Consider the following 19,277-nt stretch of genomic DNA (forward strand, 5'->3'; position numbering starts at 1 on the left):
AAAAAAGCTTTATTTTCAGAATAATGCCTGAAAATTTTGTCGAAGGCGGTAATGTTGACTGGGCGCGATAACGTTTTCATTGCCTCTGGCGGCAGGGTGTTTTCTCACGGCAGAAAATCTGAGCGTAGCGATCAAGTCATGATCGCTATTCAAGCAAAACTTCGATCCAGCTCAATAATTTTACATCTCATTCACATCCTTTCTTGACGTCCTCCTCTGTACACCGCAAGAGTTAACATCAAAATAACAAAACAACATTCTGCCTGACAGAATAATATCAATAACCAAGAAGGTGCAATGATGACAATACTAAGCTACCTCATGATCGGCGTGTTCATGTTTCTGATCATGACTCGCAGACTGTCAGCCCTGCTCGCGTTAATCCTCGTGCCGCTGTTTTTTGCCCTCGTGGCCGGCTTCCACGCTGAGCTGGGCAAAATGATGATGGACGGCGTTAAGCTACTTGCCCCGACGGGTGTCATGTTGACCTTTGCCATCCTCTATTTCTGTGTCATGACCGACGCCGGGATGTTCGACCCTTTTATCCGTCTCATTGTTCGTATCGTAAAAGGCGATCCGCTTAAGGTTTTGGTAGGCACGGCGATTCTGGGTATTAGCGTAGCGCTGGACGGCGATGGTGCCACGACTTACCTGATCTGTACCGCCGCTCTGCTTCCGCTGTATCGCCGGCTGGGAATAAAGCTTCAGTACATGGCAACCGTGCTGCTGCTTTCGATCGGCGTGATGAACATGCTTCCCTGGGGGGGACCCACGGCGCGCGCCGCCAGCGCCATGAAAGTCGACGTCGGCGAACTCTTTATGCTGCTCCTGCCCGTTATGCTCTGCGGTCTTGCCTGGGTGGTACTGGTTGCTGTTTTTTTTGGCCTGCGCGAACGGCGCCGGCTTGGCGTCATCGACATTGATCTCAGTGAAGATACCGGGAAGCGTACTTCAGTCACCAGTTACCGTTATCTCTTCAACTCCGCTCTGACCACTGCTTTGTTAGTGATGTTAGTTCTGGGCATTCTGCCTATGGCGACACTTTTCATGATCGCCTTTGCGCTGGCGATGCTGGTGAACTTCCCCAACCTGAAACGCCAGAAGGAGATCCTTGCCAAACATGCAGAGAACGTGCTTGCCATTGTTGCTCTTATTTTTGCAGCAGGGATTTTTACCGGCATTTTGTCAGGTACAGGTATGGTGGATGCCATGTCCAACAGTCTCGTAGAGTCACTACCTGCCTCAGCAGGCCCCTGGCTCGGCGTTATCACCGCGCTTATCAGTATGCCGTTTACCTTCTTCATGACAAACGATGCCTTCTACTTTGGCGTTTTGCCTATTCTTGCCCAGACCGCAGCCAGTTATGGGATTTCACCGATGCAGATGGCCGTTGCTTCGCTGATTGGACAACCCGTTCATCTACTCAGCCCACTCGTTGCGTCAACGTACCTTCTTGTCGGCATTCTCGATCTTGATTACGGGTTGAATCAGCGCGCAAGCCTGAAGTGGGCAGCAGGAACCGTTATGTGCATGCTGGCAGGCGCGATCGTGCTCGGCACTTTGCCGTTACACAGCTGACCGGTTGTCGTTGGTCGATACATTGCCTGGGTTAATCTTGTCAACTTTTTGGGGTCAGAACAAAACCAGGACTATTCAGCCTTGGCGCTTCTGTATTACGCTGCACGCCGGAGAATGTCTCTCCGGCAGATTCAGGAGCGCCGCCATGCCCGCAGAGGCCCCGTTACTCGACAGTGATTTAGAAATTCGTGAAGCGCTGCCCGACGATGCGCACGCCATCGCCGCGCTGTATGTCTGGCACGTGCTCAATGGCCGCGCTTCCTTTGAAGAGATCCCCCCTACCGTTGACGAAATGCGTAAACGGATCAAAACCGTCCGCGATAACGGGCTGCCCTGGCTGGTGGCGCTATGGCGCGGCGCCATCGTCGGCTACTGCTACGCCACCTTCTATCGGCCCCGTCCGGCCTACCGCTACACGCTTGAGGAATCGATCTACGTTGAATCGGGAATGGGCGGGCGCGGTATCGGCAGCGCGCTGCTGTCGCGGCTGATCGCCGAATGTGAGAAAGGCCCGTGGCGGCAGATGCTGGCGATCATCGGTGATGGCCATAACAATGCCGGTTCGCTGGCGATCCATAAAAAGTTTGGTTTTACCGTGGCGGGTCAACTGCGCAGCGTGGGCTACAAGATGGGCGACTGGCGGGATACGTTGATTATGCAGCGCGCGCTGGGTGACGGCGACTGGACGCTGCCGGAGTGATATCTGGCGTCAAATCCCCGGCTCGCGGCGTAACCGCCTTAGCCGGGCTACCGTTCAGCGCGGTTCCGTAGAGGCGTCAGCCGCCATCCGGCACAAACGCGGCACGGTGCCGGATATATTGCCCGGCGGCGCTGCGCTTGCCGGGCCTACGAAGAAGATGAACCAGGCGCCAAATAACGTAGGCCGGATAAGGCGCGAGCCGCCATCCGGCACAAACACGGCACGGTGCCGGATATATTGCCCGGCGGCGCTGCGCTTGCCGGGCCTACGAAGAAGATGAACCAGGCACCAAATAACGTAGGCCGGATAAGGCGCGAGCCGCCATCCGGCACAAACGTGGCACGGTTCCGGGTATATTGCCCGGCGGCGCTACGCTTGCCGGGCCTACAAAGGGGGCGAACCAGGCACCAAATAACGTAGGCCGGATAAGGCGCGAGCCGCCATCCGGCACAAACGCGGCACGATGCCGGGTGTATTGCCCGGCGGCGCTGCGCTTGCCGGGCCTACAAGCCCTGATAACCATTTGATGTATAAATACATCTGTAGCCCGGATAAGGCGCAATGCGCCGTCATCCGGGGGACAGGCAGATTAATCGTTCTGCGCGGTCTGCGCGCCGCCTTTCAGCATCGCCTCTGCCATCTGCGCTTCGCGCTGCTTTTTATAGCTCAGCGCCGAGGCGGGTACCGGCATCACCTTCCCGGTCTCGATCCAGGTCCGCAAGCGGCTGGCGTCGGCGAAGTGGGTGTATTTCCCGAAGGCATCCATCACCACCAGCGCCACCGGGCGTTGGTTAATCACCGTACGCATAATCAGACAGTGGCCGGCAGCATTGGTGAAGCCGGTTTTGGTCAGCTGAATGTTCCAGTTATCGCGATACACCAGATGGTTGGTGTTGCGGAACGGCAGGCTGTAGGCCGGATGGGCGAAGGTGGCAGTCTCTTCTTTGGTGGTGCTCAGTTGGCCGATCAGCGGATACTGCTCGCTGGCGATCAGCAGTTTGGACAGATCGCGGGCGGTAGAGACGTTATGTACCGACAGGCCTGTCGGCTCCACGTAGCGGGTATGGGTCATGCCCAGCGCCTGCGCTTTGGCGTTCATGGCGCGAATAAAGGCGTCGTAGCCGCCCGGGTAATGATGCGCCAGGCTGGCGGCCGCGCGGTTTTCCGAAGACATCAGCGCCAGCAGCAGCATTGTGCGGCGGCTGATTTGACTGTTGAGCCGCACGCGGGAGTAAATCCCCTTCATTTCCGGCGTCTGGCTGATATCCACCGTCAGCATCTCATCCATCGGCAGATGGGCATCGAGCACCACCATGGCGGTCATCACTTTGGTGATCGACGCCATCGGGCGCACCAGATCCGGCTGGCTGGCATAGATGATTTTTTTGCTCGCCAGATCGACGATTATGGCACTGCCGGAGGCGATATCCGGCTGCGAGGCGGCAACCGCCGCGGAGGTTTTTGCTAACGCCTGGGGCGCAAAAGGCACAGCCAGTAGCAAGGTCAGGCTGAGCAAAGAGACTCGAAATTTCGGCATCATGGGCATTCTGAAAAGTATTTTTGCACGTTATGGAACGTACGCCGCGAGGTTAAGTGGGCAACATCGCTGGCAAACGCCATCATACCGCGCCGTAAGGCCCTGTGCCTAATAAGAATCGTGAAGAAATGCTGCATTGCCGACACAAAATACATATTTGCCGGCAATGCATAATAACCCGAGACGTCCGATCAGAAGAGTCGGTAGCCATACCCCCACAGTACCACAGTGATCGCCAGCAACACTTCCAGCACCAGTACCCCGATGGCCAGCGTCGAACTGGCGAAGCTTAACCCCTCTTCCCGGTTAATGCTCAGGAAGGTCGGGATGCCCAGGTAGAGCAGATAGCCGGTGTAAAACAGCGCGATGGTACCGATAAGCGCACACAGCCAGACCAGCGGATAGAGCGCCACAATCCCGCTCAGGAACAGCGGCGTGGCCACATAGCCGGCAAACACCATGCAGCGTTTCAGCGAAGGCTGCTGCGGATACTGCCTGGCCATCCACCAGATAACCCGTCCCATGATCGCCACCCCGGCCAGCATCACGGCGTAAAACAGTACCGCCAGCGCCAGACCGGTCAACATCGACAGTTTAATAACGGTGCCGTCGCCGAAGTTCCAGCCCAGCTGCGTAGTGCCGATAAAGGCGCACACCACCGGAACCGCCGCCATCAGCAGCACATGGTGCGTATAGTGATGAGAAATGGTTTCATTCTCGCTCTTTATCACGCTCATCTCCCGGTTGGGATGAGCGAAGAGCCCCCAGACATGGTTCATAGCGTCCCCCTTGTCACGGCTTCGTACTGCACTGATCCAAGTATAATTCACCCTACAGATTATTTTGTGTACAGCGCAAAAAATCTGCGTCACCGCGTTTTGGTCAGCAGGGTGTATGATTAACAGGTGATGAGGTAAGGAGATAAGCTTTTTATGGATATTAATCACCTGATTTCCCAGTATGGCTACGCGGCGCTGATCGTCGGCAGCATAGCGGAAGGTGAGACCATTACCCTGTTGGGCGGCGTCGCAGCGCATCAGGGGTTACTGAAGTTTCCCCTGGTGGTGATCACCGTCGCTCTCGGCGGAATGATTGGCGATCAGCTGCTCTATCTGCTCGGCCGCCGCTTCGGCGGGCGCATTCTGCGCCGTTTCGCCAGCCAGAAGGCGCGAATACGTAAAGCGCAGCGCATGATCCAGCACCGGCCGTGGCTGTTTGTCATCGGCACCCGCTTTATGTACGGCTTCCGGGTTATCGGCCCCCTGCTGATCGGCGCCAGCCGCCTGTCGCCACGGGTTTTCCTGCCGCTCAATGTCCTCGGGGCGCTGGTATGGGCGCTGCTGTTTACCACCATTGGCTATCTCGGTGGCGAAGTGATCGGCCCGTGGCTGCATCATCTGGACGCGCATCTGAAACACTGGATCTGGCTGATCCTCGCGGTGGGACTGGTGGTCGCCGCCCACTGGTGGCTCAGGCGGCGAGAAAGAAAGAAGAAAGACTAAGCGGCGCACCCGCAGGCGCGCCGTTGCGCCGGTTATTTCACGCTCTGGTGATAGCCGCCGCCGAGAGCAGAAGTCAGCTGAATGCTGGCGTCAATCCACTGGCCGTGCAGGCGCAATGCGGTAATGCGCTCCTGCAGCGCCGGGAGCTTCGCCATACTGACTCTGGAGCCGGGTAAGATCCCCGCCGCCATTCGGGCCTGCGCCAGGTTCACCACCCGCTGGGCGTCTTTTTCAACCTGCTGCTGCTGCTGGCTTTTGGCCATCAGCGTCTCGACCTGGCTGGCGGTTTTCGCCACCTGGTTGACGGCATCCACCACCGCTTTGTTGTACTGCGCTATCGACAGGCTGTTCTGCGCGCTGGCGATATCCAGATTGGCATTGAGGCGGCCGCTGTCAAAGATCGGCAGCGTCAGCCCGGCGGTGACGCCCATCTGCTGCGCCGAGTGACGGAAAAGATCGCTTAAGTGCAGGGCATCCTGCTGCAGGAACGCCATCAGATTGATGTCCGGATAAAACGCCGCTTTCGCCGCGTCCACTTCGCTCAGCGACGCCTCAATGTACCAGTGAGCGACCTGCAGATCCGGGCGGCGCGCCAGTAGCTCATAGCCGAGGGTGTCAGGCAGCTGCGCGCTGACGGTCGGCAGACTGACCGGTTTGAGGTTCAGCGACTGACTCTGGCTGTTGGTCAGGGCCATCAGACGCGCTTCAATCTCTTTCATTGTACCCGCGACGTCCGCCAGCTGCTGGTCGGTTTTGCTGACGTTAATATCATTCTCCGCCCCTTCGGCGGAGTTGGTGATCCCGCGCTGCAACAGCGCCTTGTCGACCGTCACGATATTATTTTGCTCACTCTTCACCTGCTGCAGCACGGCTTTAATCGCCGCTTCCGTCTGCCACTGCCAGTACAGACGCGCCACGCTGCCGGAGAGCAGCTCGCGGGTCTGGGCCTGCTCTGCCACCTGAGCTTTCAGCTCGCCGATACGGGCTTTTACCAGTGCGCGGTTTTTGCCCCACAGGTCCAGATCCCAGCCGGCGGTCAGGCCGAAGGTGCCGTTGGTGTACCACGGGCCGGTGTTGCCGTCGGTGTCGGTGGCGAACGGCCCCATCAGGCCTTCAGCGGACATTTTCTGCCGTTCGATATCGGCGGAGAAATCCATCTCCGGGCCAAGATTCGCCTGCGACATTCGCGCCTGCGCTTCGGCAAGCCTGATGCGCTGTTCGGCAATTTGCATATCCGGCGCATTAGCGAGTGCGCGCTGAATCAGATTATCCAGTTGGGCATCGTGGTAGTCTTTCCACCAGTCGGTCTGCGGCCAGCCATTTTTCACGGCAGCAGGGAGATCCATGGAAACATGGGACGCCGGAATTTGCTGCTGCGGCGGATGAGCAATCTCATGTGATGGCGCGCAGCCAGCCAGCGCGATGGCCAGGGGCAATGCCGCCAGCACGCTTTTATTTAATATCAATTTCATTAGACAGGTCAGATAACTTAATCAGGTTGGTTATCATAAGTTAATTGAATTAAACGCGTTTAGTAAAGCGTGTGACTAAATTATTAGTTAGCTAAAAATAAACAACCTTATCAATTCAAGGGATGAATATGAGCCAGAATATTTATGACGATCCGCACTTCTTTGCCGGCTATGCGACCCTCGATCGCTCGGTGAAGGGGTTGGATGGCGCACCGGAGTGGCCTTCCCTGCAGGCGATGCTGCCGCCGATAACCGGTTTGCGGGTGGTGGATCTCGGCTGCGGCTACGGCTGGTTTTGCCGCTGGGCGCAGCAGCAGGGAGCCAGCCAGATAACCGGTTTCGATATCTCCCAGCGGATGCTGGCGCAGGCGCGGGAAATGACCCGCGGGGATGAGATTGACTACCGCTGCGCCGATCTGCAAACCCTGACGCTGCCCGCCAACAGCTGCGATCTGGTCTACAGTTCGCTGGCGCTGCATTACTTACCGGACATCGCCCCGCTCTTCGCCACGCTGCATCAGGCGCTGGTCCCGGGCGGCATCCTGGTCTTTTCCGCCGAACACCCCATCTATACCGCGCCGCTGCAACAGGCATGGCAGGTGAATGAGCAGGGGAAAAAAAGCTGGCCGGTCAGTCACTATCAGCAGGAGGGCGAGCGGGTCAGCAACTGGTTTGCGGAGGGCGTCATTAAACAGCACCGCAAACTCTCAAGCTGGATAAACGCGCTTATCGCCGCGGGTTTTGTGCTGGAGCAGCTGGATGAGTGGGGGCCGAGCGCCGAACAGATTGCCCAACAGCCCGCCCTGGATGAAGAGAAAGAGCGTCCGATGATCTTTTTACTGCGCGCGCGTAAACCGGGCTAATCCCCCGCCCGGCGATGGCCGGGCGGGCATCCTTTACGCTTTCAGGCTGGCGCCACGGCTGGCAATCACCTCTTTATACCAGTTAAAACTCTTCTTCTTACTGCGCGCCAGGGTGCCGGTACCGTCATCATGGCGGTCGACATAGATAAAGCCGTAGCGCTTCGACAGCTCCGCCTTCGAGGCGCTCACCAGATCAATCGGCCCCCAGCTGGTAAAGCCCATCAGCTCAACGCCATCGTCAATGGCTTCCCGCGCCTGCACCAGATGGTCGTTCAGGTAACTGATGCGGTAGTCATCGTTAATGCTGCCATCGGCTTCCACCTTATCTTTGGCGCCCAGACCGTTTTCCACGATAAACAGCGGCTTCTGATAGCGATCCCACAGCACGTTCAACAGCGTGCGCAGACCCAACGGGTCTATCTGCCAGCCCCACTCCGAGCTCGCCAGGTGCGGGTTCGGCACCATACTGAGAATATTGCCGCGCGCCTGCTGGTTCAGCGCCTCGTCGGCGGTGACGCAGCCGGTCATGTAGTAGCTAAAGGAGATAAAGTCGACAGTGGTTTTCAGCGCCTCGCGATCGGCATCGGTGATGGTGAGCGTGATGCCGTTGTCGCGGAAAAAGCGCAGCATATAGCCCGGGTACGCGCCGCGCGCCTGCACGTCGCCGAAGAACTGCCAGCTGCGGTTCTCCTGCAGCGTCTCAAACACATCTTCCGGTTTGCAGCTCAGGGGATACATCAGCCCGCCGAGCAGCATATTGCCGATTTTGCCCTCAGGCACCAGCTCGTGACAGGCTTTAACCGCCAGGGCGCTGGCCACCAGCTGGTGGTGAATCGCCTGATACACCTCGCCTTTGCTGCTGCCAGCCGGCAGGCCGACGCCGGTCATCGGGGCATGCAGCGACATATTGATTTCGTTAAAGGTCAGCCACAGTTTGACCTTATTTTTATAGCGGCTAAACACCGTGCGGGCGTAGCGCTCAAAGAAGCCAATCACCTCCCGGCTGCCCCAGCCGCCGTAGTTTTTCACCAGCGCCCACGGCATTTCATAATGCGACAGCGTCACCAGCGGGGTGATGTTGTGCTTCGCCATCTCGTCGAACAGCTTGTCGTAGAACGCGAGGCCGGCGTCGTTGGGCTCGGCGTCATCGCCGTTGGGGTAGATGCGGGTCCAGGCGATGGACACCCGCAGGCAGTTAAAGCCCATCTCGGCGAACAGAGCGATATCTTCCGGGTAGCGATGGTAAAAATCGATCGCCACATCCTTAATACCGCTGTCGCCGGGTACGCGCTCGACCACCTCACCGAACACACCATGCGGCTGCACATCGGAGGTGGATAAGCCTTTGCCCTCTTCAAGATAAGCCCCTTCCACCTGATTCGCCGCGGTCGCGCCGCCCCATAAAAAATCCGCCGGGAATGTTTTCATCTCTCTCTCCTGTGATTAATGGCTGACTGACAACAGCGGCTGACCGGCTTCGACGGCGCTGGACGCCACCGTATCAATCTCCCGGTAGTCGTCGCTGTTGCTGATAATAATCGGGGTCGCCAGGTCGTAACCGGCATCCAGAATCGCCTGACGATCAAACTCAATCAGCAGATCGCCGGCCTGCACCCTGTCACCTTCTTTGACATGCGCGGTAAACGGCACGCCGTCGAGTTTGACCGTGTCGATGCCGACGTGGATCAGCAGCTCAATGCCGCTGTCGCTCTGCAGGCCAATGGCATGTTTAGTCTGAAACAGGGAGGCCACTTCGCCCGAGAATGGCGCAATCACTTTGCCCACCGCCGGGATAATGGCAACCCCTTTACCGAGTAAGCCGCTGGCGAAGGTGCTGTCCGGCACTTGATCGAGGTCGATAACGCTGCCGCTCATCGGCGCCAGAATGTCGTTTGCCGAGGCCGGGGCTACCGCCACGGCGCCCTGTGCGGCGCTGGCACGCGGCAGGCCAGCGAAGAAGGTCAGCAAGCAGGCGAGCACGAAAGCCACGCCGGTGCCGATAAGCCCCCCCCAGACGCTGGCGTCAATGCCGCCAGGCGGGATCATCTGCGCCGGGAAAAAGATATTCGGCACACCGAACGAGTAAGCATGGCTATTACTGTAGGCGGTGATCGCCCCGCCGATGGCGCCGGCGATACAGCCGAAGATAAACGGACGACGCAGCGGCAGGGTCAGGCCATAGATAGCCGGCTCGGTGATGCCAAACAGCCCGGCAGAGAAGGCCGACCCCGCCAGCACCCGCTGGCGCGCATCGCGGGTGGCCAGCAAAATTCCCAGAACCGCACCCACCTGGGCAATCACCGCCGGAAGGATAATCGGCAGCATGGAGTCATGGCCGAGCACCGTCATGTTATTGATCATCAACGGCACCAGCCCCCAGTGCAGGCCGAAAATAACGCACACCTGCCACATGGCGCCCAGTACCGCGCCCGCCAGCCATGGCGCAAACGCGTAGATAAACTGGTAGCCGTTGGCCAGCAGGTGACTCAGCCAGGTGGCGACCGGGCCAATCACCAGAAAGGTAAGCGGGACCACCACCGCCAGGCAGATCGCCGGGGTGAAGAAGTTTTTCATCGATGACGGCAGCAGCGCGTTGCTCTTACGCTCCAGCCAGCAGCAGACCCACGAGGCGAGAATAATCGGGATCACTGACGAGCTGTAGTTGATAAAGGTCACCGGAATGCCGAGAAAGTGTTCCACCGCCGCGCCCGGCGCCTGGCTGGCCTCAAAGGCCTGGATCATCAGCGGGTGGGTTAACGCCCCGCCAATCACCATCGAGATAAACGGGTTACCGCCAAACTTCTTCCCGGCGGTATAGCCAAGAAACAGCGGGAAGAAAAAGAACAGCGCGTCGCTGGCGGCAAACCAGATTTTATAGGTCCCCTGCTCTGGCGTGAGCCAGCCGCAGGTCACCGCCAGCGCCAGCAGGCCTTTCAGCAGACCGGTCGCCGCCATCACGCCGATAAACGGCGTAAAGATGCCGGAGATGATGTCGATAAGCTCGCTTAACACCGAGCCTTTTGCCGTTTTCTCCTCGGCAACCGGCTCGCTGTCATCGCTCAACCCCGCCTCCTGGCGCACCGTCTGCCAGACATCATGGACATGGTTGCCAATCACCACCTGAAACTGGCCACCGCTCTCCACCACCATAATGACGCCCGGATTGGCCTTCAGCCCTTCGGCATCGGCTTTGCCGTTATCTTTCAGTTTAAAACGCAGACGTGTCGCACAGTGAACCAGACTCACAATGTTCTCTTTGCCGCCGACGCGGTTGAGAATATCCTGCGCGAGTGCTTTATATTCCATGCTCTTTTCCTTACTGCCGCTGCCCGCAGACAACCGGCGACTGAGTAGTAAAAAATAAAAAAACCCGAGAACCACGCCGGTAGGCGTCGCGCTCAGGTTTTGCCTGCATCATGCAGTAACAATCCAGTTTTGTTGGGGGTATTAACGCCCCTCTTTTCTTACCCGTTCGATATGAATGGCAAGAAACATAATCTCTTCGGTGGTCAGCGACCGCTGGTACTGCTTTTGCAGATGCGTCGCCACCGTTTCCGCACACTTCCACGCTTTGGCGTAGTTATCTTTCACCGCGCTGTGCAGCGAGACATCGTCATCTTCCACCACCGTGCGCGTCAGCATCCGCTGGGCGAAAAATTTCAGATGGGTAACGAAACGCTGATAGCTCAGCGACTCCTCGTCGTAATTCAGCTGCAGCTGATACTTCACCAGTTGCAGGATCTCCTGCATCACCCGGGTCACGTGCATGACCTCCGGCATTTCGCTGTTGAGCTGCGCCGTCACCAGATGCAGGGCGATAAATCCGGCTTCATCCTCCGCCAGCTCCACGCCAAGCCTTTTGGCAATAATGGCCCTTGCCTCCTGGCCCAGCGCGAACTCCTTCGGATACAGCCGCTTAATCTCCCACAGCAGCACGTTACGCAGTGCGATGCCCTTTTTCTGCCGCTCGATAGCAAAATGACAGTGATCCGTTAATGTGATGTACAAGCTTTCCTGTAGCTTGCCCAGCCGCCCGTGTGCCAGTTCGATAATGCGATCGCAGGTGGTCATCACTTCTAACGGTATCTGACTGAGTAACTCACCTAAGCGGCCTACCAGTTCATCGCTCTGTAAGGCGAAGACTTTTTCAATTTTACTGTCGTCCAGCACGTCGCCCGGGCGTTTCTGAAAGGCCAGCCCTCGCCCCATCACCACCTGTTCGCGCCGGTGCTCGTCGAGAACCACCACCACATTGTTATTGAGTACTTTGGCGATTTGCATATAGACCCCAGAAACAAAAAAACCTGACCCCCGACGAAACGCCAGGTGATCAGGTTTTGCCTGCCGCAGCAGTTGCAATCCAACACCCGCACTGTAACAACTTCTGCTGCGCGCTCAACCTGACAAGTGAAAAAACGTGATTAAGATCGCGACTATCAGAAAGTCACCACCGTTTTCCACTCCACCACCCACGCATCCTGGGTCTGCGCGACGCCGCCCGGACGGTGCCAGTACTGCAGGCCCGGCTGCAGCTCCAGCCAGGAAACCGGGCGGAAGCGATAATAGAGCTCGCCGTTCAGTGAATGACCGGCCACCGGCTGGTAAGCCGGATCGTTATAGTCGGTGGCCCCGCTGATCTGGTTCATATAGCGCTGGTTGCGTGCGTAGTGGCTGCTCATGTCGATCCACGTCAGACCAAAGCCAATCCAGTCCTCCGGGCGGGCGTCAAACAGCCCGCGGTAGCGCATTGAGGCGGCGACGGCGGAGTGGATATAGTTGCTGCGCTGGTCGCTGAGGCTGCCGCTCAGCGAGACGCTCATCCCCCGCAGCGGGTCGTCGGCGTGGCGAGTGATCTGCTGGTTCAGGCCGGCGTACATAAACCAGGTGCTGTCGTGCTCGGCGTAGCCTTGCGGATCGGTCGCCCCGGCGCCGCCGGATTTGCCGCTGTAGAGATCGGTTTGCGGTGCATTAGTCCAGACCACACCCAGGTTATAGGCTCCCGGCAGGCCATTAATCAGCGGACAGGTTTCGATCTCCATCGGCAGTAAAATGCCTTTGCTGCCCTTCGTCGACCAACTCCAGGCGTGGCTGCGCGCGGTAGCCTGCGGGTTTTGCTCCATCACCCCGCCTTTCAGGGTGACCGTCGGCGTCAGCTTGTACTCCAGGGTGGTGCCCCAGGTGTGGATGTTCCAGTTATTCCAGGTCAGCGAGTTGGCCGATTTACCACCGCACTGGGTCAGCAGTTGAAAATCGCAGGGTATGATCTGGTCGAAGGTTTGCACCTTGTTCATCATGCCGATGCGCCAGGTCAGGCGACGGTCGTCAAAGCTGCGGGCAAAGGTCAGCCAGCCGAGGCGGGTGATCGACCCGCCTCCCCAGCTCTCCTGCGACAGATCGTTGAAACTCACCCGCGGATCCTGCAGCCGTTTCGTGGTGAGGTTATCATCGTGGTTACGGTTGACGATGTTGCCTTCGAGACGCGCGTCCGGTATGCCGGTCCAGCGCTCCAGATCCTGGGTAAAGGTCAGCGCCACCTGGTCAATATAGGCCAGGTGTTTATCATGGTCATAACCGCCGCCGGCGTTGTATGCCATCTCGTTAAGATACCCGAGATTATAATGAAAGCCGTTCTCTTCGAGGATCGGACGAATGCCCAGCATATCGCCCAGCAGCCCCTGCTGCCCGGCTTCGAACCCCAGCACGCTGCCGTTCCACGCCGGAGTTTCCGCGGCGCTCACGGCAGGCACCATTGCCGCCAGCGCTGCGCCGATCAAAAGCTGATTTATTTTTTTGTTATGCATTGTGATATCCACCGTGACTGAATAAAAACAAAGGGGATCCCCAGGCTATTTATTTACCTGTTTTCTTTTTTAAAAAATGAATGGCAAGGGGCGTCCGCCGGTAATAAAACCGCGACGATGCCAGAGAAAGCGTTAATTACAATTCATTGTTTTACATCATCATTTTTTCACCATTAAATTTTTGCCAAAAAAAAACCTAAGCACTTTCCGCCACGAATGACGAAAGTGCTTAGGTTTTGCCTGGGTTCAGTAGCAATCCTGAATTGATTGACCGCACATTATCACTTTATTCAACTCATGCCTACCAGCAATAGGCAGGCAAGTAATAATATGTGAAGCAAATAACAGTATGGCGTTTAATAGCGGGCAATGGCCGTCGCTATTTCAGCAGAGGTTTGCAGGGCACGAATTTCATTAAACAGGGTCAGCGCCTCGCTATATTCCTTGCGTAAATAGCCTAACCACTGCTTAATTCTCGCCACATGATACAGACCGGTGTCGCCCTGCTTTTCCAGGCGGGTATATTTTTGCAACAGCTGGATCACCTGCGGCCACGGCATCCGTTGTTCATTGTATTTGATCACCCGGCTGAGGTTCGGCACGTTGAGTGCCCCGCGGCCAATCATCACCGAATCGCAGCCGGTGACGGCCATGCAGTCCTGGGCGCTTTGCCAGTCCCAGATTTCACCGTTGGCGACCACCGGGATAGTCAGGCGCTGGCGGATCTCGCCGATCGCCTGCCAGTTGATGCGTTCGGCTTTGTAGCCATCTTCTTTGGTGCGGCCGTGAACCACCAGCTCGCTGGCCCCGGCCTGCTGCACCGCATCGGCGATTTCGAAGCGCCGTTCGCCGCTGTCCCAGCCGAGTCGCACCTTGACGGTCACCGGCAGATGATCGGGAACCGCTTCGCGCATGGCTTTCGCACCGCGATAGATCAGCTCCGGATCTTTCAGCAGCGTCGCCCCGCCGCCGCTGCCGTTCACCAGCTTAGACGGACAGCCGCAGTTTAAATCCACACCCCACGACCCCAGCGCCACCGCGCGGGCGGCGTTTTCCGCCAGCCACTCGGGATATTGTCCCAGCAGCTGGACGCGCACGCGGGTGCCGGACGGCGTGCGACTCTGGTGATGCAGTTCCGGGCACAGCCTGTAGAACGATTTTACCGGCAGCAGTTGATCCACCACGCGCAGAAATTCGGTGATGCACAGATCGTAATCGTTAACCTCGGTCAGCAGCTCGCGCACCAGCGAATCGAGCACGCCTTCCATCGGCGCCAGTAGAACACGCATATCGTTACCCGGAAAAAAAAGAGGCGCTATGGTAGCGCCTCCGGACACTGGTGGAAAGCGCTCAATGCGTCCGGCCCGCCGTACGCCGTTCCCCGTTCGGCGAATGCGGCAAAGCGATGAGATAATCTCTATGCTTTACAGGAGTCTGCGGCGTCTCATGCCGCCTTTATTTGCCGCGCCTCGTTCAAAAAGGTAGCGTGGGGCCCGATATACCCTAAGCTGCAAGCTGTCGGGTCCTGCCAGGAGAGGCTATTGTTCCCGTACGCTATCAGCGCTATGCGTAGAATTCATGATGTGATCGGTAGCACATTTTAGGGATTAATTGTATGATGAATGCACTTCATCAAGGGTTATTACCATGAGTAAATCGCTGACTATTATCTGGCAGTACCTGCGGGCCTTCGTCCTGATTTACGCCTGCTTATACGCCGGAATTTTTATCGCCGGGCTGCTGCCCATCACTATCCCCGGCAGCATCATCGGCATGCTGATCCTCTTCGTGCTGCTGGCGCTGCAAATTATGCCGCCGCAGTGGGTCAATCCTGGCTGCAATATCCTGATCCGCTATATGGCGCTGCTGTTCGTGCCCATCGGCGTCGGCGTGATGCAGTACTGGGATCTGCTACGCGCCCAGCTGGGGCCTGTGGTTATCTCCTGCGCTATCAGCACCCTGGTGGTATTCGTGGTGGTGAGCTGGAGCTCTCACCTGGTGCATGGCGAACGTAAAGTGATTGGGCAAAAGGAAAAGAAAAATGATGCATGAAATCTGGTGGTCGCTGCCGCTAACCCTGATCGTCTTTTTTCTCGCCCGCAGGCTGGCGGCCCGCTTTAAGTTCCCGCTGCTCAACCCGCTACTGGTGGCGATGGTAGTCATAATTCCGTTTCTGCTGCTGACCGGGATCTCCTATGAGCGTTATTTTGCCGGCAGCAAAGTCCTGAACGATCTGCTGCAGCCGGCGGTGGTCGCGCTGGCCTTTCCACTGTATGAGCAACTGCATCAGATCCGCGCGCGCTGGAAATCAATCATCACCATCTGCTTTATCGGCAGCTGCGTGGCGATGATCACCGGTACTACCGTCGCCCTGCTGATGGGCGCCACGCCGCAAATCGCCGCCTCTATTCTGCCTAAGTCAGTCACTACGCCGATTGCCATGGCGGTCAGCGGCAGCATCGGCGGCATTCCGGCCATCAGCGCCGTGTGCGTGATTTTTGTCGGCATCCTCGGCGCGGTATTCGGCCATACGCTGCTTAACCTGATGCGCATTCGCACCAAAGCATCACGCGGCCTGTCAATGGGTACCGCCTCGCACGCCCTCGGCACCGCCCGCTGTGCGGAACTGGACTATCAGGAAGGGGCGTTTAGCTCGCTGGCGCTGGTGCTGTGCGGGATCATCACCTCGTTGATGGCGCCGTTCTTATTTCCGCTGATCCTCGCGGTGGTGGGATGAATTGTGATTTAAGTCACATTTTTTAATGCAACAAATCAAAGTTGCATAAACAATGAGATATTCATCACATATGAGACCGCGGGACGCCCGTACACTGGCTTCCCATTACATTGTTATGAGGCAACGCTATGCACTCACGTTTTCAAGCTGCTTTGACGACTCTGGCAGCAGACCTGCAGGCAGCCATCGCCCCGATGCTCGCCGACCCGCACTTCCCGGCGCTGCTCGAAGCCGATCAGGTGGCGACGCTGCAGCAGGCGACAGGTCTGGACGAAGACGCGCTGGCCTTTGCGCTACTGCCGCTTGCTGCCGCCTGCGCGCGCGCCGACCTTTCTCATTTTAACGTCGGGGCTATCGCCCGCGGCGTCAGCGGCCGCTGGTACTTTGGCGGCAATATGGAATTTCTCGGCGCGACCATGCAGCAGACCGTTCACGCGGAACAGAGCGCCATCAGCCACGCCTGGCTGCGCGGCGAGACCTCCCTGCGCGCTATTACGGTGAACTACACGCCGTGCGGCCATTGCCGTCAGTTTATGAACGAACTGAACAGCGGACTGGCGCTGCGCATTCATCTGCCGGGCCGCGAAGCGCATGCCCTGGAGCACTATCTGCCGGACGCCTTTGGTCCGAAAGACCTGGAGATCAAAACCCTGCTGATGGATGAACAGGACCATGGCTTCCCGGTGAGCGGCGATGCCCTGACCCAGGCAGCCATTCAGGCCGCCAACCGCTGCCATGCGCCCTACAGCCACTCGCCTTCCGGCGTGGCGCTGGAGCTGAAAGACGGCACCATTTTCAGCGGCAGCTATGCGGAAAACGCGGCGTTCAATCCGACGCTGCCGCCGTTGCAGGGGGCGCTGAATCTCCTGAGCCTCAATGGCTATGATTATCCCGATATCCAGCGGGCAATCCTGGCGGAGAAAGCCGACGCGGCGCTGATCCAATGGGATGCCACCGTCGCCACCCTGAAGGCGCTGGGCTGCCAGAATATCGAGCGGGTGCTGTTAGGTTGATCAGCCTGAGCAGATTGCCGGATGACGGTTTCGCCTTATCCGGCCGACCTGCTATACCGTGATGTTGTCGGGTGGCGCTACGCTTACCCGACCTACGGTTCGCGCCATGGCGAGCTGAAGCTCTCTATGTCGGGTGTCGGCTCACGCCTTACCCGACCTGCGTTCGGCGATCTGTCTATATTGCTGAAAATCCCCGCAATCAAACGCGGGTTTCTTGCGCTTACCCGGCGGGTAAAGTAGCCTGAAGACTCCGTTGTCTATTATTGAGCCAAGTTCATGTTAAAGCGTGTGTTCTACAGCCTGTTAGTCCTGCTCGGCCTGCTGCTGTTGACCGTGCTGGGCCTTGACCGCTGGATGAGCTGGAAAACCGCGCCCTATATCTATGATGAGCTGCAGGACCTGCCCTATCGTCAGGTCGGCGTGGTGCTGGGCACCGCCAAATATTACCGCACTGGCGTCATCAATCAGTATTACCGCTACCGCATCCAGGGTGCGCTGAACGCCTACAACAGCGGCAAGGTCAACTATCTGCTGCTGAGCGGCGATAATGCTCTGCAAAGCTACAATGAACCGATGACCATGCGTCGGGACCTGATTAAAGGCGGCGTCGATCCCGCCGATATCGTGCTGGACTATGCCGGCTTCCGTACGCTCGACTCGATTGTCCGCACCCGTAAAGTGTTCGACACCAACGACTTCATTATCATCACCCAGCGCTTCCACTGCGAACGGGCGCTGTTTATCGCCCTGCATATGGGGATCCAGGCCCAGTGCTACGCGGTGCCATCGCCGAAGGATATGTGGAGCGTAAGGCTGCGCGAGTTCGGCGCCCGTTTTGGCGCGCTGGCGGACCTCTATATCTTCAAACGGGAACCGCGCTTTCTCGGCCCTCTCATCCCGATTCCGGCTCAACAGCATGACGTACCGGATGACGCCCAGTCCTACCCGGCAGTCACTCCGGAGCAGCTGCTGGAGCTGCAGAAAGAAAAGTAGCCTCCATCAACGCATTCGTTTCAGATATAAAAAACCCGCGCCAGGCGCGGGTTTTTTATGCGTTCAATCTTATTTCTTACGGGCGTATTTCAGGGAGTCCAGCGCCACGGCGAAGATAATAATCGCCCCCTTAATGATGTACTGCCAGTAAGGGTTGACGCCGATATAGGTCAGGCCGTAGTTGATGACGGTAAAGATAATCACCCCGGTCACCACGCCAAACACTGTCCCTACCCCGCCGCTGAACGATACGCCGCCCACCACGCAGGCGGCAATGGCGTCCAGTTCATACATAAAGCCGAGGTTATTGGTCGCCGAGCCGATACGCCCGGCTTCCAGCAGGCCGCCGAAGGCGTAGAACACGCCGGAGAGGGCATAGATCATCAGCAGGTTCAACGCTACGTTAACCCCGGAGACTTTCGCCGCTTCCGGGTTACCGCCGATAGCGAAGATGTTTTTACCAAAACGCGTCTTGTTCCACAGGATCCAGACAAAGAAGACGGCAATCAGCGCGTAGAAGGTAATGTAGGACAAGCGGAACGAGCCCAGCGCCACAAACCCCTGGGCGAAATGGGAGAAGTGGCTGTCAAAACCGGAGATCGGCGACGCGCCCACAAAGTCGTAGTACAGCGAGTTAATACCGTACACGATGATCATGGTGCCGAGGGTGGTAATAAACGGCGTCACGTTCAGGTAGGCGATGACAATCCCGTTAATCAGGCCGATGACCGCCCCGATGGCGCACACCAGCAGGATCACCAACGGGATCGGCATGGTCGCCATATCCGGGAACACCTTGTTGGCATTATCCACCGCCTGCAGCATGGTGGCGGCAATGACCGCGGCCAGTCCCACCTGACGTCCGGCGGAGAGGTCGGTCCCCTGCGTGACGATAAGTCCGGCCACGCCCAGGGCAATAATAATACGCACCGAGGACTGGGTCAGAATATTACTCAGGTTGAGCAGACTTAAAAATGTCGGATCCTGGAAAATAATAATGGCCAACAGGACCAGAAGGACGACATATATCCCACCCTCTTTCAGGTAAGTGAGAAAACTCTTTTTATTTAACGCACTCATG

At 57.7% G+C, this 19,277-nt stretch carries 17 protein-coding genes and 1 pseudogene; 9 read left to right on the plus strand and 9 right to left on the minus strand.

Annotation, left to right across the window (positions count from 1 at the left end; translation table 11 throughout):
* Positions 1 to 297: 297 nt before the first annotated feature.
* Positions 298 to 1,578, plus strand: coding sequence for a CitMHS family transporter (locus CWM57_RS22190; RefSeq protein ID WP_100631155.1), 1,281 nt, complete (start codon positions 298 to 300; stop codon positions 1,576 to 1,578).
* A 145-nt stretch (positions 1,579 to 1,723) separates the two neighbouring features.
* Complete coding sequence (locus CWM57_RS22195) at positions 1,724 to 2,278, plus strand: GNAT family N-acetyltransferase (protein ID WP_008804045.1); 555 nt, start codon at positions 1,724 to 1,726, stop codon at positions 2,276 to 2,278.
* A gap of 589 nt (positions 2,279 to 2,867) precedes the next feature.
* Here CWM57_RS22195 and pbpG read toward each other — a convergent pair.
* Together pbpG and CWM57_RS22205 are read right to left on the minus strand one after the other, a co-directional pair.
* The gene (gene pbpG, locus CWM57_RS22200; RefSeq protein ID WP_165784241.1) at positions 2,868 to 3,818 is read right to left on the minus strand and encodes a D-alanyl-D-alanine endopeptidase; all 951 of its coding nucleotides are present in this window, start codon (positions 3,816 to 3,818) and stop codon (positions 2,868 to 2,870) included.
* Between the two features lie 188 nt (positions 3,819 to 4,006).
* Complete coding sequence (locus CWM57_RS22205; protein WP_008804043.1) at positions 4,007 to 4,594, minus strand: Yip1 family protein; 588 nt, start codon at positions 4,592 to 4,594, stop codon at positions 4,007 to 4,009.
* A gap of 153 nt (positions 4,595 to 4,747) precedes the next feature.
* Here CWM57_RS22205 and CWM57_RS22210 point away from each other — a divergent pair, with 153 nt between their 5' ends.
* Positions 4,748 to 5,317 (plus strand): DedA family protein, encoded by a 570-nt coding sequence (locus CWM57_RS22210; RefSeq protein WP_100676396.1) that lies wholly within the window; start codon positions 4,748 to 4,750, stop codon positions 5,315 to 5,317.
* 32 nt (positions 5,318 to 5,349) lie between these two features.
* On the opposite strand, the gene mdtQ is transcribed toward CWM57_RS22210, so the two are convergent.
* Entirely contained in the window at positions 5,350 to 6,789 is a 1,440-nt protein-coding gene (gene mdtQ / locus CWM57_RS22215) for a multidrug resistance outer membrane protein MdtQ (protein ID WP_074388051.1), read from the minus strand.
* A 128-nt stretch (positions 6,790 to 6,917) separates the two neighbouring features.
* On the opposite strand from mdtQ, the gene CWM57_RS22220 reads away from it, so the two are divergent.
* Entirely contained in the window at positions 6,918 to 7,652 is a 735-nt protein-coding gene (locus tag CWM57_RS22220; protein ID WP_074388050.1) for a class I SAM-dependent methyltransferase, read from the plus strand.
* A 33-nt stretch (positions 7,653 to 7,685) separates the two neighbouring features.
* Here the strand turns inward: CWM57_RS22220 and CWM57_RS22225 are convergent, their stop codons facing one another.
* From CWM57_RS22225 to dusC, 5 genes and pseudogenes are all read right to left on the minus strand, one after another.
* A complete protein-coding gene (locus CWM57_RS22225; protein WP_074388049.1) occupies positions 7,686 to 9,080 on the minus strand; it encodes a glycoside hydrolase family 1 protein in 1,395 nt (464 codons plus the stop codon).
* A 15-nt stretch (positions 9,081 to 9,095) separates the two neighbouring features.
* Positions 9,096 to 11,070 (minus strand): annotated as a pseudogene (gene bglF / locus CWM57_RS22230) (PTS beta-glucoside transporter subunit IIABC).
* Positions 11,071 to 11,099: 29 nt separating this feature from the next.
* Entirely contained in the window at positions 11,100 to 11,933 is an 834-nt protein-coding gene (gene bglG / locus CWM57_RS22235; RefSeq protein ID WP_100676397.1) for a transcriptional antiterminator BglG, read from the minus strand.
* Positions 11,934 to 12,088: 155 nt separating this feature from the next.
* Positions 12,089 to 13,453 (minus strand): carbohydrate porin, encoded by a 1,365-nt coding sequence (locus CWM57_RS22240; RefSeq protein ID WP_100676398.1) that lies wholly within the window; start codon positions 13,451 to 13,453, stop codon positions 12,089 to 12,091.
* Positions 13,454 to 13,809: 356 nt separating this feature from the next.
* Entirely contained in the window at positions 13,810 to 14,742 is a 933-nt protein-coding gene (dusC, locus tag CWM57_RS22245) for a tRNA dihydrouridine(16) synthase DusC (protein ID WP_100676399.1), read from the minus strand.
* 358 nt (positions 14,743 to 15,100) lie between these two features.
* On the opposite strand from dusC, the gene CWM57_RS22250 reads away from it, so the two are divergent.
* The 5 genes from CWM57_RS22250 (at position 15,101) to sanA (ending at position 18,196) form a co-directional block, all read left to right on the plus strand.
* Entirely contained in the window at positions 15,101 to 15,505 is a 405-nt protein-coding gene (locus CWM57_RS22250) for a CidA/LrgA family protein (RefSeq protein ID WP_004201620.1), read from the plus strand.
* Positions 15,495 to 16,190 (plus strand): CidB/LrgB family autolysis modulator, encoded by a 696-nt coding sequence (locus CWM57_RS22255; protein WP_008804035.1) that lies wholly within the window; start codon positions 15,495 to 15,497, stop codon positions 16,188 to 16,190. Before CWM57_RS22250 ends, CWM57_RS22255 begins: the two co-directional genes overlap by 11 nt.
* A 128-nt stretch (positions 16,191 to 16,318) precedes the next feature.
* A complete protein-coding gene (gene cdd / locus CWM57_RS22260; RefSeq protein ID WP_074388044.1) occupies positions 16,319 to 17,203 on the plus strand; it encodes a cytidine deaminase in 885 nt (294 codons plus the stop codon).
* 21 nt (positions 17,204 to 17,224) lie between these two features.
* Positions 17,225 to 17,443 (plus strand): hypothetical protein, encoded by a 219-nt coding sequence (locus CWM57_RS22265; protein WP_074388043.1) that lies wholly within the window; start codon positions 17,225 to 17,227, stop codon positions 17,441 to 17,443.
* Positions 17,444 to 17,479: 36 nt separating this feature from the next.
* Positions 17,480 to 18,196, plus strand: coding sequence for an outer membrane permeability protein SanA (sanA, locus tag CWM57_RS22270; RefSeq protein WP_004201624.1), 717 nt, complete (start codon positions 17,480 to 17,482; stop codon positions 18,194 to 18,196).
* A gap of 69 nt (positions 18,197 to 18,265) precedes the next feature.
* On the opposite strand, the gene mglC is transcribed toward sanA, so the two are convergent.
* On the minus strand, positions 18,266 to 19,276 hold the full coding sequence (mglC, locus tag CWM57_RS22275) for a galactose/methyl galactoside ABC transporter permease MglC (protein WP_002912871.1): 1,011 nt from the start codon (positions 19,274 to 19,276) through the stop codon (positions 18,266 to 18,268).
* Position 19,277: the final 1 nt, after the last annotated feature.

The sequence above is a fragment of the Klebsiella sp. G-Nf4 genome, from assembly GCF_002810615.1.
GTDB classification, from domain to species: Bacteria; Pseudomonadota; Gammaproteobacteria; order Enterobacterales; family Enterobacteriaceae; genus Klebsiella; species Klebsiella variicola.